This is a genomic window from Streptomyces sp. NPDC005303 (assembly GCF_040607335.1).
GTDB lineage: Bacteria > Actinomycetota > Actinomycetes > Streptomycetales > Streptomycetaceae > Streptomyces.
In genome coordinates this window covers 239585-254019 of sequence record NZ_JBEXGM010000010.1, presented here as the reverse complement: position 1 = coordinate 254019, position 14435 = coordinate 239585, and the positions used below count along the sequence as shown (strand labels likewise).

Sequence of the window (14435 nt, the reverse complement as noted above, 5' to 3'; positions counted from 1 at the left end):
GTCAGGTGTGCGGGCGGTGTAACTCCTGATGAACGGCTCGGGAGACATCTGCGTAATGGGTGTTTCGTACGGTCGGTTGAGATCGATTCGGTTGAGCTCAGGAGGCGTGCCCGTGGTGCGGACGGTCTGCTCGTACTGCGGTGTGGGCTGTGGCCTGGTCCTCGACATCGGCATGGGCCCGGACGGACGGCGTACGGTCCTGAAGGCGTCCGGCGACAAGGAGCACCCCGCCAACTTCGGCAAGCTCTGCACCAAGGGCGCGACCACCGCCGACCTGCTCGCCGCGCCCGGACGGCTGACCACGGCCCTGGTACGGCCCGAGCGGGGCGAGGAGCCGGTGCCGGAAGCCGTCGGCGTGGCGATCACCGAGACGGCCCGGCGGCTGCGGGAGATCATCGACGAGCACGGTCCCGACGCGGTCTCGCTCTATGTGTCCGGCCAGATGAGCCTGGAGGCGCAATACCTGGCGAACAAACTCGCCAAGGGATTCCTGCGCACCAACCAGATCGAGTCGAACTCCCGGCTGTGCATGGCCAGTGCCGGCACCGGCTACAAGCTGTCGCTCGGGGCGGACGGCCCGCCCGGCTCGTACCAGGACTTCGAGAACGCCGACCTGTTCTTCGTCATCGGCTCCAACATGGCCGACTGCCACCCGATTCTCTTCCTGCGCATGATGGAGCGGGTCAAGTCGGCGGGCGCCAAGGTGATCGTCGTGGATCCGCGGCGCACCGCCACCGCCGCGAAGGCGGACCTCTTCCTCCAGATCAAGCCGGGTGCCGACCTCGCGCTGCTGAACGGCCTGCTGCACCTGCTGCACGAGAACGGCGACACCGACCCCGACTTCATCGCCGCCCACACCGAGGGCTGGGAGGCGATGCCGGAGTTCCTCGCCGACTACCCGCCCGCCGCGGTGGCCGAGATGACGGGGCTCGCCGAGGAGGACATCCGGGAGGCGGCGCGGCTGATCGGAGAGGCCGGCGAGTGGATGAGCCTGTGGACCATGGGGCTCAACCAGTCCACCCACGGCACCTGGAACACCAACGCCCTGGTCAACCTCCACCTCGCCACGGGCGCCATCTGCCGCCCCGGCAGCGGCCCCTTCTCCCTCACCGGCCAGCCCAACGCCATGGGCGGCCGGGAGATGGGCTACATGGGACCGGGCCTGCCCGGCCAGCGGTCCGTCCTCGTCGACGACGAGCGGGCCTTCATCGAGGAACTCTGGGAGCTGCCCCCGGACACCCTGCGCGCCGACGGCGTCGGCAAGGGCACGGTCGAGATGTTCCAGAAGATGGCCGAGGGCGAGATCAAGGCCTGCTGGATCATCTGCACCAACCCGGTCGCCTCCGTCGCCAACCGCCGTACGGTCATCGAGGGCCTGGAGGCCGCCGAGTTCGTCGTCACCCAGGACGTCTTCGCCGACACCGAGACCAACGCGTACGCCGACGTCGTGGTCCCGGGCGCGCTGTGGACGGAGGGCGAGGGCGTCTTCGTCAACAGCGAGCGCAACCTCACGCTGACACCGGCCGTGGCCGACCCGCCCGGCGAGGCGATGGCCGACTGGCGGATCATCGCCGCCGTCGCCTGCGAGATGGGGTACGAGAAGGGGTTCTCGTACGACAGCGCCGAGGACGTCTTCGAGGAGATCAAGCAGGCCTGGAACCCGAAGACGGGCTGGGACCTGCGCGGGGTCTCCTACGAGCGGCTCCGGTCGACGCCGGTGCAGTGGCCCGCGGCGAGCGAGGACGGCCCGGACCGCAACCCCATCCGGTACGTGGGGCAGGACGGCACGCTCCGCTTCCCCACGCCGAGCGGGCGGGGCGTCTTCTACGCCCGGCCGCACATCCCGCCGGCCGAGATGCCGGACGACGACTACCCCTTCGTCCTGAACACCGGGAGGCTCCAGCACCAGTGGCACACGCTCACCAAGACGGCGAAGGTGGCGAAGCTGAACAAGCTGAACCCAGAGCCGTTCGTGGAGCTGCACCCTGATGACGCGTCGGCCCTGGGTGTGGCCGACGGCGACTCCGTCGAGGTGGCCTCCCGGCGCGGGCGGGCGGTGCTCCCCGCCGTGGTGACGGACCGGGTGCGGCCGGGGTGCTGCTTCGCGCCCTTCCACTGGAACGACCTGTTCGGGGAGTACCTGAGCGTCAACGCGGTGACGAACGACGCCGTCGATCCGCTGTCGTTCCAGCCGGAGTTCAAGGTGTGCGCGGTGTCGCTGACCAAGGTGCCCACGCCGGTGACCCTGCGGACTCCGGGAGCCGCGGTGGCTCCGGTTACGGCAGCGCCGGAGGACGCCGAGATCGCTCCCGCCGCGTCCACGGCCGCGTCCGTCTTCGGCCTCGACCCGGCCCCGCCGCCCGTCCTCACCGCCCAGGAACGGCAGTACCTGGTCGGGTTCCTCGCCGGGATTCCCGCCGGTGCGCCCGGGGTGCCGGTGCTGCCGCCCGAGGCGCCCTTCAGCCCCGAGCACGCCCTGTGGGTGAACGGCACACTCGCCGGGATGTACTCACGGGCGACGGGCACACAGTCCTCGACAACACAGTCCTCGACAACACAGTCCACGACCACCGTTCTGCGCCGCGAGGTCGTCATCCTGTGGGCCTCGCAGACGGGCAACGCCGAGGAGTTCGCCGCCGCCACCGCCGAGCGGCTCACCACGGTGGGCCACCGCACGTCCCTGCTCGGCATGGACCAGGCCGACCTCGGCGAACTGCCGCCCGGCGCCGACCTGTTGCTGATCACCAGCACCTTCGGCGACGGCGACGCCCCCGACAACGGCAGCGGCTTCTGGGAGACCCTGGCCGATCCCGGCACTCCCCGCCTGGAGGGACGGCGGTACGCGGTGCTCGCCTTCGGCGACTCGTCGTACGACGACTTCTGCGGACACGGCCGACGTCTCGACCAGCGCCTCGGCGAACTGGGCGCGCTGCGCCTCGCCCCGCGCACGGACTGCGAGCCGGACTTCGAGAACGCGGCGCACGGGTGGCTGGACCAGGTTCTGACGGCGTTGTCCGACACCCCGGCGCCGGACGCGGGGGAGTCGGCTCCCGTCGTGGACCGGCCGAACGCGGCCCAGCGGACCGCGGTCCCGCCGACCGTGGTGCGGTCGGTCTCCCCCGCGGTCCAACCGGCCCCCGGGGTCCAGCCGGCCCTCCCGGTCACCGCGCCCCGCTCGAGGAAACCCATCCCGGTCCTCGCCCGCCTCACCGGCAACCGCCTCCTGAGCCTGCCCGGCGCCGGCAAGGAGGTCCGCAGGTTCACCTTCGACACCCGGGACAGCGAGAGCCCGCTGCTGTACGAGGCGGGCGACGCCCTCGGCATCCGGCCGCTCAACTCGGCCGACCTGGTGGAGGAGTGGCTCGCGGTCACCGGCCTGGACGCCGGGGCCGCGGTGGACGTGAACGGCGTGGGCGAGGTCGCGGTCGGTGAGGCGTTTTTGCGCCACCTCGACATCACCAGGATCACCCCGGGACTGCTCCGGTTCGTCGCCGAACGCACCCGCGACCCAAGGGAGTTGAAGAAACTCCTGCGCCCGGACAACAAGGACGAGCTCGCCAAGTGGGGCTGGGGCAGGCAGGCCGTGGACGTGATCACGGAATACGCCGTGACGGCCGGCCCGCAGGAGTGGGCGCGGATCCTCGGGCGCCTCCAGCCGCGCCTGTACTCCATATCGTCCAGCCCGCTGACCGACCCGCACCTCGTCTCGCTGACCGTGTCCGTGGTGCGCTACGAGAACCTGCACGGCAGGATCCGCCAGGGCGTCTGCTCACCCTTCCTCGCCGACGCCGCCGCGGACACCCCGGTGCCCGTCCACGTCCAGCGCTCCCCGCACTTCCGCCCGCCTGCCGACTCCGGCACGCCCATGGTCATGGTCGGCCCCGGCACCGGTGTCGCGCCCTTCGTCGGCTTCCTGGAGCAGCGTCGGGCTCTCGGCCACCAGGGCCCGAACTGGCTGTTCTTCGGCGAACAGCACAGGGCGACCGACTTCTACTACGAGGACGAGCTGACCGGCCTTCTGGCGGACGGCACCCTCACCCGCCTGGACACCGCCTTCTCCCGCGACCAGCGCGCCAAGGTCTACGTCCAGGACCGGATGCGCGAACACGGTCCACTGCTGTGGTCGTGGCTCCAGGACGGGGCCCACTTCTATGTGTGCGGCGACGCCTCCCGTATGGCGAAGGACGTCGACCAGGCGCTCCGGGACATCGCGGTCCTGCACGGCGGCCTGGACGAGGCGGGCGCGGCGGCCTATGTGAAGCAACTCGCCACCGACAAGCGCTATGTGCGTGACATCTACTGACCGAACCCGTGGGCGGGGCTTGGACCACACGTGGAAGTATCGGTCGTCATGAGGGCGTCTCCTGCGGTCCGGAGCCTGCGCGCGGCGGTGTTCGCCGCGCTGTGCGTGCTGCTGGCCGCCGGGGGACACACCCTGGCGACGGGCATGGCGCCACCGGTGTGGACGCAGGCAGCCGGGTTCGTACCGGTGTTCGTGGCGGGGTGGCTGCTCGGCGGCCGGGAACGGTCGCTCGGGGCCATCGGCGCGGCGACCCTCACCTCGCAGGGCGCACTGCATGCGGCCTTCGGGGCGGCGCGTCCGCACACCGTGATGGTCATGCACGGCATGCGCATGACCCACCCGCACATCCACGCCCTCACTCCGCACGCCACCGCGGCCCACATCTCGGCCGCCCTCCTGCTGACCTGGTGGCTACGGCGCGGCGAGGCGGCACTGTGGTCGCTCCTGCGCCGGGCCGTCGCCCTCGTCCCCGGTCTCGCGGCCTGGTGGCAGGGGTACGGCGAACCGGTCGCCCCGGACCCGGCGGGTCCGCCCGCCGACGGCCCGCGCACACCTCGCCCCCTCCTGCTCCGCCACACGGTCCACCGGCGCGGCCCGCCCACGACGATCCCGTACCCGATCTGACCCCTCACCCCTTCCCGTCAGTACGGAGATCCCTCACCCATGTCCTCAGCACGCACCGCCCTGCGCCGCGTCGGCCTCGGCACCGCCCTCGCCGCCTCCGCCGTCCTCACTGCCGCGGGCGTCGCCTCCGCACATGTCACCGTCCACCCCGACACTTACGCCAAGGGCGCCACCGACGGCGCCCTGACCTTCCGCGTCCCCGACGAGAGCGACACCGCGAGCACCACCGAGGTCCAGCTGTTCCTGCCCACCGACCACCCCCTGCTCGGCGTGCTCGTCTCCCCGCACGACGGCTGGACCGCCAAGGTCACCGACACCAAGCTCAAGACGCCGGTGAAGACGGACGACGGCACGATCACCGACGCGGTCTCCGAGATCACCTGGACCGGCGGGAAGATCGCTCCCGGCCGGTACGAGGACTTCGACGTCGCCTTCGGTCAACTGCCCGACGACACCGCCCAGCTGGCCTTCAAGACCCTCCAAACCTACTCCGACGGGAAGGTCGTCCGCTGGATCGAGGAGGCCGCCCAGGGCGACGAGGAGCCGGAGAACCCGGCGCCGGTCCTCAAGCTGACGGCGGCCACGGCCACATCGGCCTCCCCGTCGAAGATCTCCCCCGACGCGGGCGAGGCGGCCAAGACCTCCGCGAGCGACTCCACCGCCCGCGGTCTCGGGGTCTCCGGGCTGGTCGTGGGCGTCCTGGGCCTGGCGGCCGGCGCCTTCGCCGTCGTACGGAGTCGCCGCGCTCGGTGAGCCGGAACCTGTGGGTTTCCGTACGCACAGGTGAGGACGGGTGCCGGATGGGAGGATGAGGCGCCATGACAGCAGGGTGGGGTTCGCGCACAGTACGGGCCGCGGTGTTCGCGGCCGTCTGTGTGCTGCTCGCCGCCCTGGGCCATGTCCTCATGTCCGGCGCCCAGGTACCGGGCCGGACACTGGCCGCGAGCCTGGCCGTGACCGGGTGCGCGGGCTGGTGTCTGGCCGGCCGTGAACGCGGGCTGCCGCTGATCGTGGCCGTCGTGGTCGTGGCCCAGACGGCCCTCCACGCGGCGTTCACCCTCACGCAGCCGACAGCGGCGGCGCCGGACGTGGGCGCGATGCACATGGAGTCCATGCACATGAGCGGCATGGACTCCCTCGGTGCGGCCCCTATGGGGACCTCGTCGGGTGTCGACGCCTTCTCGTTCCTCGTGCCGTTCGGGATGTACGCCGCCCACCTGCTCGCCGCACTCCTGACCGGGCTCTGGCTGGCGTACGGCGAGCGGGCCGCGTTCCGCATCCTGCGGGCGGTCGCGGCACGGCTGGTCGCCCCGCTGCGGCTGCTGCTCGCCCTGCCCGCGACCCCGCACCGCCCGCGTCTGCGGGCGCGCCGGGCCCGCTCGGAGCGGGGACCACGGCACCTCCTTCTCGGTCACGCGATCACCCATCGGGGGCCACCCCCGGGGACCGCTGTCGCCTGACGACAGCCAGTGCCCGAGCCGCCCCTGTGCGCCTCGGGCCTCGGCCGTACGCCCACGTGTACACCTTCACGTCCACGTCGGCGCAGTACGGCCGGATCCCCGCACCGGACCGCCCCGCACCCTCGTGTGGACAGGCGGCGGTCCGGATCACGGCTGACCCGAGAAGGACACCTGGTGATCACTTCCGCCCTGCCCGCCCCGGCCGACCTCCACGCTCGACAGGAGTCCGCCGACGCCTCCGCCACCGCCTGGGCACTCGCCGCCCGCGCCGGTGACACCGACGCCGTCGACCGTTTCGTACGCGCGCTGCACCGTGACGTCCTGCGCTACGTCTCCTACCTCTGCGCCGACCCCCAGGCCGTGGACGACCTGGCCCAGGACACCTTCCTGCGGGCGCTCGGCAGTCTGCACCGGTTCGAGGGGCGGTCCTCGGCGCGGACCTGGCTGCTGTCCATCGCTCGCCGTGCGGTGATCGACGGGTTCCGGCACGCGGCGGCCCGGCCCCGCCGGTACGACGGTTCGGACTGGCAGGCGGCGGTGGAGCGCGCCCAGCCCCAGGGTCTGCCGGGGTTCGAGGACGGGATAGCGCTGCTTGATCTGTTGGGCGCGTTGCCGGGCGAGCGGCGGGAGGCGTTCGTGCTCACGCAGCTGCTGGGGCTGTCGTACGAGGAGGCTGCCGTGGTGAGCGGGTGTCCCGTGGGGACGGTGCGGTCTCGGGTGGCGCGGGCCAGGGGGGCGCTGATGGAGCTGGTGGGCTGAGGCCCGCGGGCGACCGCGGCCTCGCGGTGACCGGTCGCGCGGTTCCCCGCGCCGCCGAAAGCCTCTTCGGTGTCGGCGCGGGCACCGGCCGGTACCCCCGCCCGCACCGGTGCTACTCCGCTGCCGTCTCCGCGGCGAAGTCGGGCATCAGCGCGCAGAGGGCCTGGCGCTGTGCGGGGCCCATGAAGCGTCCGAACGCCTCCTTGACCGTCTCGGCGATTGCCTCGGAGGCGTCGCCGAGCAGTTTCCCGGCCTTCTCGGTGAGGGCGACCTCGATGCCCCGCTTGTCGCCGCAGACCGACCTGCGGGTGACCAGACCGGCGTGCTGAAGGCAGGCGATCTGGTAGGTGAGACGGGTCTTGGGGCGGCCCAGCAGTTCGGCGATCTGCGTCATGCGCAGGGCCTGACCGGGGTGCGCGGCGAGCAGGGACAGGACCAGGAACTCGTCGTGCGAGACGTCCAGCCGCTCCTTGACGACAGCGCGCAGCTCCTGCTCGACGGCTCCCGTGGCGGCCAGCATCAGCATCCATGCGTGCAGCTCAGGGGGCAGGAGTCCACCGGACGCGGCGGGACATTCGGACGGATCGGCCATGCGGTCGAGTGTAACTGTTGTTCAAATTTGGAGTATGAGCTAGCGTGCTGTCATCCAAATTTGGACTATAGAAGTGAGGGATCATGACCGTCGCCGTCGAAACCGGAACCTGGCAGCTCGACCGGACCGCCACCACCGTCGCCCTGAAGCACAAGACGATGTGGGGCCTGGTGACCGTGAAGGGCGCCTTCGCCACCGTGGACGGTCAGGGTGAGGTGCGGGCCGACGGGTCCGCCGTCGGCACCGTGACCCTCGACGCCGCCTCCCTCGACACCAAGAACGCCAAGCGCGACGAACACCTGCGCGGCTCCGACTTCTTCGACGTCGAGAACCACCCCGAGATCACCTTCGCGGTGCGCAGCGCCGAACTGCGCGACGGCGACCAGGTGCATGTGATCGGCCAGCTCACCGCGCGCGGCATCAGCCGCCCCCAGTCCTTCACCGCGCGGCTCTCCGACGCGAGCGCCGACGCGGTCACGCTGGACGCCGAGTTCTCGGTGGACCGCGATCACTTCGGCCTGGGCTGGAACCAACTGGGCATGATCCGCGGCCTGACCACGGTCACCGCCTCGCTCCGCTTCAAGCGGTCGGCAGCGTGACGTAGGTGTTCGACAGCGTCTGCGGCGAGGACGTGAACACCCGCAGCCGGATCCGCTGCCCCGGCTTCGGCAGGGCGTACGTCCCTCCCGGCGGTCGCAGCTCGTACGTCGCCGTCGTGTGCGCGGGCAGGGTCTTCGGCCCGCGCAGCACCGAGAAGTACGGGTACATTCCCTGGCCCCGGGTGAGCGTGAAGTGCGGGGTGAGCGCGCCGTCGTCCGTGTTGGTGACGCGCACGGTCAGCCGGGAGAGCGCGCGGACGTCGTGACGCACCGAGGTGACCTCCATGCGCAGGGGCGGTGAGCCGGTGGCCGCCAGCGCCGCGCTCGCCAGCGCCGGGCCCAGCAGCACGACGGCCGCGGCGATCCGCGCCGGACGCCGGTGCGGGCCTGCGAGCCGGCGCGTGAACGGCTGCCATGCCCCGGCGAACTCCGCCGCGGGCGCGGTGACCGCCGCCGCCAGCCACAGCGGGGTCATCATCAGGTAGTAGCCGTCCTGCGAACGCGTCGCCAGCCAGAAGGCCAGCCACGGCAGCACGGTCGCCGCCGGTCCGAGGCGGCGCACGAACAGCACGAACAGCGCCAGCAGACCGGCGAGCAGCAGCAGACTCGCGTACCCGTACCAGTCGAGCCGGTCGCTGCCGGCGGTGAGATACAGGGGCACGTCCACCAGGCCCTGACCGTGCAGCACCGCGCCCTGGATCAGCGGCAGCGCGATCCCCTTCAGCCATTGGGCCGGCTGGCTCACGACGAAGTACACGTTGATCAGCAGCCATACGGTGGCGGCGACCCCGGCGAGCCGCAGTACCACCAGGCCCGCCGCCCGCGCACCGAGCTCCCCGCGGCGTACCGCGTAGATCCCCGCGAGCAGGAACGGCGTGAGGAACCACGGCAGTTGCTGCGCCGCGCACGCCGCGCCCAGACAGGCCGCCTGCGCCATGCCGGCCGAACCCAGCCGTCCGCCCCGGCCGATCCGGGGCCAGCGCACCACCACCGGCACCAGCAGGGCCAGCGCCAGGATCGCCGGGTATCCGAGTCGGCCGTACATGGTGATCATCGAGAAGCCCAGGCACGTCATGGTCGCCGCCGGCCGCCACGGCGCGGGCAGCAGCCACCACAGCACGACCGTGCCGACGAGCAGTGCGCCCGTGCTCAGCGCGATGGCCGGCAGCCCGCCGTGGCCGAGCCACAGCAGGGGCGCGGTCAGCAGCGGGGCGAGCGGCGGGTAGCCGTACGTGTAGTCGTAGCCGCCCGTGACGGTCGGGGTGAGCGCAATGCCGTTGCCGCCGAAGAGCCAGGGCCAGGGACGCCCGTAGACGCCGTGCCCGGCGACCAGGTCGCGGGCCGCCTGGGCGGTGAGGACGGACTCGTCGGTGCCGCGGTGCAGCAGGACGAACGCGCACAGGGCGAGCGTGAGACCGGTCACCAGCACGCACAGGTCCACGCGCGCGAGGGAGCGCCGCCCGCGCACGACCAGGGCCAGGACGCCGCAGACGAGGATCGAGACGTAGCAGACCGAGATGACCGCGGCCACGGCCGGCCGGTGGACGGCCGCCTGTGTCCACACGTCGCGCGTGCCGATGAAAAGGCTGACGTCCGCGAGCAGCGTCAGGACGCGATGCCACTGCGTGGGCGGTTCCGGGGCTGTGGACACCGCCGGCTGGGTCGGCCGGCCGGGTGCCGACAGCTGAGTATCTGCCAAGAGCACGACAGCGGACGCTAATCGGGACTGGTGAGGGGCCCTCCGTCGGAGGCCAAGAGTCCGGTGTGAGGCGGGTAAGACCCTTTCGTCCGCGGCGGACGGGGTGTGATGTGACCGCCGAGTCGGTCGCGGACCGTGTCGTTGTTGGGCCGAACGGGTGACTTGGCGTAAGAATTGGCTGGTGCAGGCATCGAAGGCGAGTCGGATCGGGGGGAGCCGGTGAACAGGTACGACGTCACCGATGAACAGTGGGAGGGGCTCGCCCAGGTCGTTCCGTTGCGCGGGCGGGACGCGTGGCCGTCCGCGGTCGGACACCGGGCCATGCCGGAGGCGGAGACCGAGGCCCGGCGCCGTTTCGTCGTGCTGCGGATCAACATCTTCGCGGACGCCCGCGAGGTCGCCGAGACCCTGATGGCGGGCATCCCCGTCCTGCTCGACCTCACCAGCGCGGAGACGGAGGTCGCCAAGCGGGTCCTCGACTTCAGCACCGGGGTCGTGTTCGGGCTGGCCAGCGGGATGCACCGGGTGGACCGGAACGTGTTCCTGCTCACCCCGGCCGGGACCGAGGTGACGGGCCTGATGGAGAGCGCGGGGATGCCGGGGGCCTGACCTTCGGGGAGGTTCGCTCGTTCGTAGGAAGGCCGCCGCGGAGGAACGGTTCGCCCGGTGGCGGAGTCCTACGGTCCGGATATGCGTGTGTCCCCCACCTCCTCCGTAGTGCCGGCTCAGTCGGCCTCTCCGCCCGCGGAGCTGCCGCAGGGCGCCGAGCGCCGCCCCGACCGGCCCTGCCTCACCGAGCTGCGGCTCTCCGCGTACGCCGTGCACCGGCGGGCAGCGCTGCCGCTCGGGCCGCTGACCCTGTTCGCCGGGCCCAGTGGGAGCGGCAAGACGACCGCGCTCAGGGCGTACGAGGCACTCGCGCGGCTCGGCGGCGGCGCGAGCCTCGACCAGGTGTTCCCCCGACCCGTCGCCTGTGTCCCCGACCGGGCCCGCCCCGACGCACAGCGCCGCCGCGGCTTCCGCATCGGCTGCACGGCCGACGGGCCCGAGGGTCCGGTCCGGCTCGACATCGCCGTCCAGGCCGAGCCCGAACTGCGCGTCGTGGGGGAGCGGTTGACCTCCGGCGGGCTCGTCCTGCTGGAGACCGCCCTGCGCGACCCCTCCCGCCGAGCCGTGCAGGCCGCCTGGCACACCGCCGGGAACGCACCGGTCACCCGCGCCCCGCTCCCGGACGACCAGCTCGGCACCGCACTGCTGCCGCTGCGCGTGGCCGGCAAGACGGACGGACAGCGGCGCGTCCTCGCCGCCGCCGAACAGATGGTCGTCGCCCTGCGCTCCGTCTTCGGCTGCGACCCACGGCCCGGCCGCATGCGCCTGCCCGTCCCGACCGGTTCCGGACGGCTGCTCGGCGGCTGCGACAACCTCGCCGACGTCCTGTGGCGCACCCGCGCGGAGTGCGGCCGACGGCACGCCCAACTCGTCGCCGCCGTGCGCGCCGGATGCGCGGGCCCCGTCGCCGACGTCCTCGCCGAGCCCCTGCCCGCCGGGAGGGTCCGGGCCCTGCTCGACCGCGCGGACGGCGGCCGTACGGAGCTCGGGCGGCTGGGCGACGGCGAGTTGCGCTACCTCGCCCTCGCGCTGGTCCTGCTCACCGGGCCCGGGGTGCTGGAGGTCGACCCGGCCGGTGAGGTGCCCGCGGCGATGCAGACACTGACCGTGCTCGCCGACAACCTCGACCGGAGCCTGGACCCGCGGCAGCGGACCGAGCTGCTGCGGCTGGCCGTGCGGATGTGCGAGCGCGGCCACATCCGGCTCGTGGGGGCCGTGAGCGACGCTTCGTGGGCCGCCGGGGTGGACGGGGTCACGGTGGTACACCTGGAGGCGTGACCGAACCTCTCGACGTGGCGAAACTACAGCGCAGGCTGGCCGACTTCGCGGCGGCCCGCGACTGGCAGCCGTACCACACCCCCAAGAACCTCGTCGCCGCGCTCAGCGTGGAGGCCTCCGAACTGGTCGAGATCTTCCAGTGGTTGACGCCCGAGGAGTCGAACCGGGTCATGGACGACCCCGACACGGCGCACCGCGTCACGGACGAGATCGCCGACGTGCTCGCGTATCTGCTCCAGCTGTGCGAGGTGCTCGGCGTCGATCCGCTGGCCGCCCTTGACGCGAAGATCGACCGGAACGAGCGGAGGTTTCCCGCGCCGTAAGGAAGGATTCAGTCCTCTTTCACTCTCTGTGACGAAAAGCTGCTTCGAAATCGATTTGTTGTCCACAGATTTCCGTCTACCTCTAGTTTTTCGTTCCGAGCGAGCTCACTCTGGGTAGTGGACAAGGGAGTTCGGGCGGACGTGCCCGGGGGTACGTCGCGACAGACGGGGGCAGCCGATGGACGCGGTGCGGCTCATCGTGACGAGCAGGCGTGCCCTGGCCGGGGGCGGAGAGGCGCCTCAGGTCATGGCGGAGGTGTGGCAGGCGCAGGCCCTGGCCCAGGCGATAGGGAGCCGCCTCGCGGTCGCCGGCCCGCCCGAACTGCGGGGCGAGGCGCTGGGGTTGACCGAACTGGCGGGGCGGGGCTGCGGGGTCCTGGAGCGTCCCGACATCGCTCTGGCGGAGTTGCGTGCCGCGCAGCTCACCGAGCTCGGTGACGCCCGCCAGGCCCTCCTCTACCTCGGCGGTCTCCTCGGCGAAGTGGGCATAGCCCTGGTCGGCCTGGCCTGCGCGGCCGACGACGAGACGACGTACTGGCAGTGCATGGAGGCGATCGACGCGGCGGACGAGTCGCGGGACCGGGTGCTGCAGATGCTGCGAAGACTGGCGGACCGGGGGGACGAGTTGCCGGAGGCGGGGTGAGTTCTTCGGCTGCGGATCCGTCGTGGCTGGTCGCGCAGTTCCCCGCCCTGGCCGGGTACAGCTGGGCCTGCTTCGACTGCACCCACTCAGGGGCGCGGGGAACTGCGCGACAGCCCCCACCGGCCCGCACCCGCCGGACAACCCTCAGTCGGCCCCCTCCTCGCCGACCCCCCGCCCCGAACCCCGGGCCCCCTGAAGATCCTTGTCCAACGCCGACAGATCCGCGTTCAGCGCCGCCATCAGCTCCTCCATCTGCTGCAGCAACCCCTTCGGCTGCCCAGCCCCCGCGGCCAGCGGCACGGATTCTTCGGACATGACGGCCTCCTCGGCCCAAGGACCCCGGCGAAGGGACCGACGCGGGTAACGGATCACGCACCGGCGACGACAAGCCGGCTCCGCCCGAGCCAACGATCACCAAAGGGCCCGGTCACTGGCACGTTCGGCCCTCGGGCACACCGTTGACGTATTTTCACCCTGCCCGGGGACGGGTGAGGCCCCGGGGACCGATGGGGCCCCGGCGAGCCCCTGCGTGCAGGATGGAGTCATGGACCTCCGCATCTTCACCGAGCCCCAGCAGGGCGCAAGCTACGACACCCTCCTCACCGTCGCCAAGGCCACCGAGGACCTGGGCTTCGACGCGTTCTTCCGCTCCGACCACTACCTGAAGATGGGCGACGGCGACGGCCTCCCCGGCCCCACCGACGCCTGGATCACCCTCGCCGGCCTCGCCCGCGAGACCAAGCGGATCCGCCTCGGCACCCTCATGACCGCCGCCACCTTCCGGCTCCCCGGCGTTCTCGCCATCCAGGTCGCCCAGGTCGACCAGATGTCCGGCGGCCGCGTCGAACTGGGCCTGGGCGCGGGCTGGTTCGAGGAGGAGCACAAGGCGTACGGCATCCCGTTCCCGAAGGAGAAGTTCCCCCGCCTGGAGGAGCAGCTGGAGATCGTCACCGGTCTGTGGGCCACCGAACCCGGCGAGACCTTCGACTTCCACGGCGAGCACTACCAGCTCACGAAGTCACCCGCGCTCCCCAAGCCCGCCCAGCACAAGATCCCCGTGCTGATCGGCGGCCACGGCGCGACCCGTACCCCGCGCCTCGCCGCCCGTTACGCCGACGAGTTCAACATGCCGTTCGCCTCGCCCGAGGACAGCGAGGCGCAGTTCGGCCGGGTCCGTGCCGCCGCCCAGGAGGCGGGCCGCGCGGCCGACGCGATCACCTTCTCCAACGCCCTCGTCGTCTGTGTCGGCAAGGACGACCAGGAGGTCGCCCGTCGTGCCGCGGCCATCGGCCGTGAGGTCGAGGAGCTCAAGACCAACGGCCTGGCCGGCACCCCCGCCGAGGTCGTCGACAGGATCGGCCGCTACGCCGCCGCGGGCTCCCGCCGGATCTACCTCCAGGTCCTCGACCTCGACGACCTGGACCACCTGGAGCTGATCTCCGCGCAGGTCCAGTCGCAGCTGTCGTAGCCGGTCCGGCCTCTCCGGGTTAATCGAAGGCGCAGGTGGGACCGACTGTGCCAAGCTGAGGAGGTCGTCCTGCCGAGC

14 protein-coding genes are annotated in these 14435 nt (G+C 71.9%); 11 read left to right on the top strand and 3 right to left on the bottom strand.

What is annotated here, in order from left to right; translation table 11 throughout:
* The first annotated feature begins 112 nt into the window (after positions 1-112).
* The 5 genes from ABZT93_RS17770 to ABZT93_RS17750 all read left to right on the top strand — a co-directional run bounded on the left by ABZT93_RS17770 (position 113) and on the right by ABZT93_RS17750 (position 7146).
* Positions 113-4303 carry a molybdopterin-dependent oxidoreductase gene (locus tag ABZT93_RS17770; RefSeq protein ID WP_356105376.1) on the top strand — a complete coding sequence of 1397 codons (4191 nt, stop codon included), beginning with the start codon at positions 113-115 and terminating at the stop codon, positions 4301-4303.
* Between the two features lie 48 nt (positions 4304-4351).
* Complete coding sequence (locus ABZT93_RS17765; RefSeq protein ID WP_356105314.1) at positions 4352-4927, top strand: hypothetical protein; 576 nt, start codon at positions 4352-4354, stop codon at positions 4925-4927.
* A gap of 39 nt (positions 4928-4966) precedes the next feature.
* Positions 4967-5680, top strand: coding sequence for a YcnI family protein (locus tag ABZT93_RS17760; RefSeq protein ID WP_356105311.1), 714 nt, complete (start codon positions 4967-4969; stop codon positions 5678-5680).
* 65 nt (positions 5681-5745) lie between these two features.
* Positions 5746-6387: a hypothetical protein gene (locus tag ABZT93_RS17755; RefSeq protein ID WP_356105309.1), complete on the top strand. Its 642-nt coding sequence runs from the start codon at positions 5746-5748 to the stop codon at positions 6385-6387.
* 174 nt (positions 6388-6561) lie between these two features.
* On the top strand, positions 6562-7146 hold the full coding sequence (locus ABZT93_RS17750) for a sigma-70 family RNA polymerase sigma factor (protein ID WP_356105307.1): 585 nt from the start codon (positions 6562-6564) through the stop codon (positions 7144-7146).
* Positions 7147-7258: 112 nt separating this feature from the next.
* On the opposite strand, the gene ABZT93_RS17745 is transcribed toward ABZT93_RS17750, so the two are convergent.
* Entirely contained in the window at positions 7259-7738 is a 480-nt protein-coding gene (locus tag ABZT93_RS17745) for a MarR family transcriptional regulator (RefSeq protein WP_356105303.1), read from the bottom strand.
* A gap of 83 nt (positions 7739-7821) precedes the next feature.
* On the opposite strand from ABZT93_RS17745, the gene ABZT93_RS17740 reads away from it, so the two are divergent.
* Positions 7822-8337: a YceI family protein gene (locus ABZT93_RS17740; protein WP_356105301.1), complete on the top strand. Its 516-nt coding sequence runs from the start codon at positions 7822-7824 to the stop codon at positions 8335-8337.
* On the opposite strand, the gene ABZT93_RS17735 is transcribed toward ABZT93_RS17740, so the two are convergent.
* Positions 8318-9988 carry a hypothetical protein gene (locus ABZT93_RS17735; RefSeq protein WP_356105298.1) on the bottom strand — a complete coding sequence of 557 codons (1671 nt, stop codon included), beginning with the start codon at positions 9986-9988 and terminating at the stop codon, positions 8318-8320. The genes ABZT93_RS17740 and ABZT93_RS17735 overlap by 20 nt on opposite strands.
* A gap of 267 nt (positions 9989-10255) precedes the next feature.
* Between ABZT93_RS17735 and ABZT93_RS17730 the strand changes: the two genes are divergently transcribed.
* From ABZT93_RS17730 to ABZT93_RS17715, 4 genes are all read left to right on the top strand, one after another.
* Entirely contained in the window at positions 10256-10645 is a 390-nt protein-coding gene (locus tag ABZT93_RS17730; RefSeq protein WP_356105295.1) for a cell division protein SepF, read from the top strand.
* 81 nt (positions 10646-10726) lie between these two features.
* Positions 10727-11923, top strand: coding sequence for an ATP-binding protein (locus ABZT93_RS17725; RefSeq protein WP_356105292.1), 1197 nt, complete (start codon positions 10727-10729; stop codon positions 11921-11923).
* Positions 11920-12246 (top strand): nucleotide pyrophosphohydrolase, encoded by a 327-nt coding sequence (locus ABZT93_RS17720; protein WP_356105289.1) that lies wholly within the window; start codon positions 11920-11922, stop codon positions 12244-12246. Before ABZT93_RS17725 ends, ABZT93_RS17720 begins: the two co-directional genes overlap by 4 nt.
* A gap of 178 nt (positions 12247-12424) precedes the next feature.
* Positions 12425-12889 carry a DUF6099 family protein gene (locus ABZT93_RS17715; protein ID WP_020122472.1) on the top strand — a complete coding sequence of 155 codons (465 nt, stop codon included), beginning with the start codon at positions 12425-12427 and terminating at the stop codon, positions 12887-12889.
* Positions 12890-13033: 144 nt separating this feature from the next.
* Here the strand turns inward: ABZT93_RS17715 and ABZT93_RS17710 are convergent, their stop codons facing one another.
* A complete protein-coding gene (locus ABZT93_RS17710) occupies positions 13034-13204 on the bottom strand; it encodes a hypothetical protein (protein WP_356105286.1) in 171 nt (56 codons plus the stop codon).
* 229 nt (positions 13205-13433) lie between these two features.
* Between ABZT93_RS17710 and ABZT93_RS17705 the strand changes: the two genes are divergently transcribed.
* Positions 13434-14357: an LLM class F420-dependent oxidoreductase gene (locus ABZT93_RS17705; protein WP_356105283.1), complete on the top strand. Its 924-nt coding sequence runs from the start codon at positions 13434-13436 to the stop codon at positions 14355-14357.
* Positions 14358-14435 lie beyond the last annotated feature (78 nt).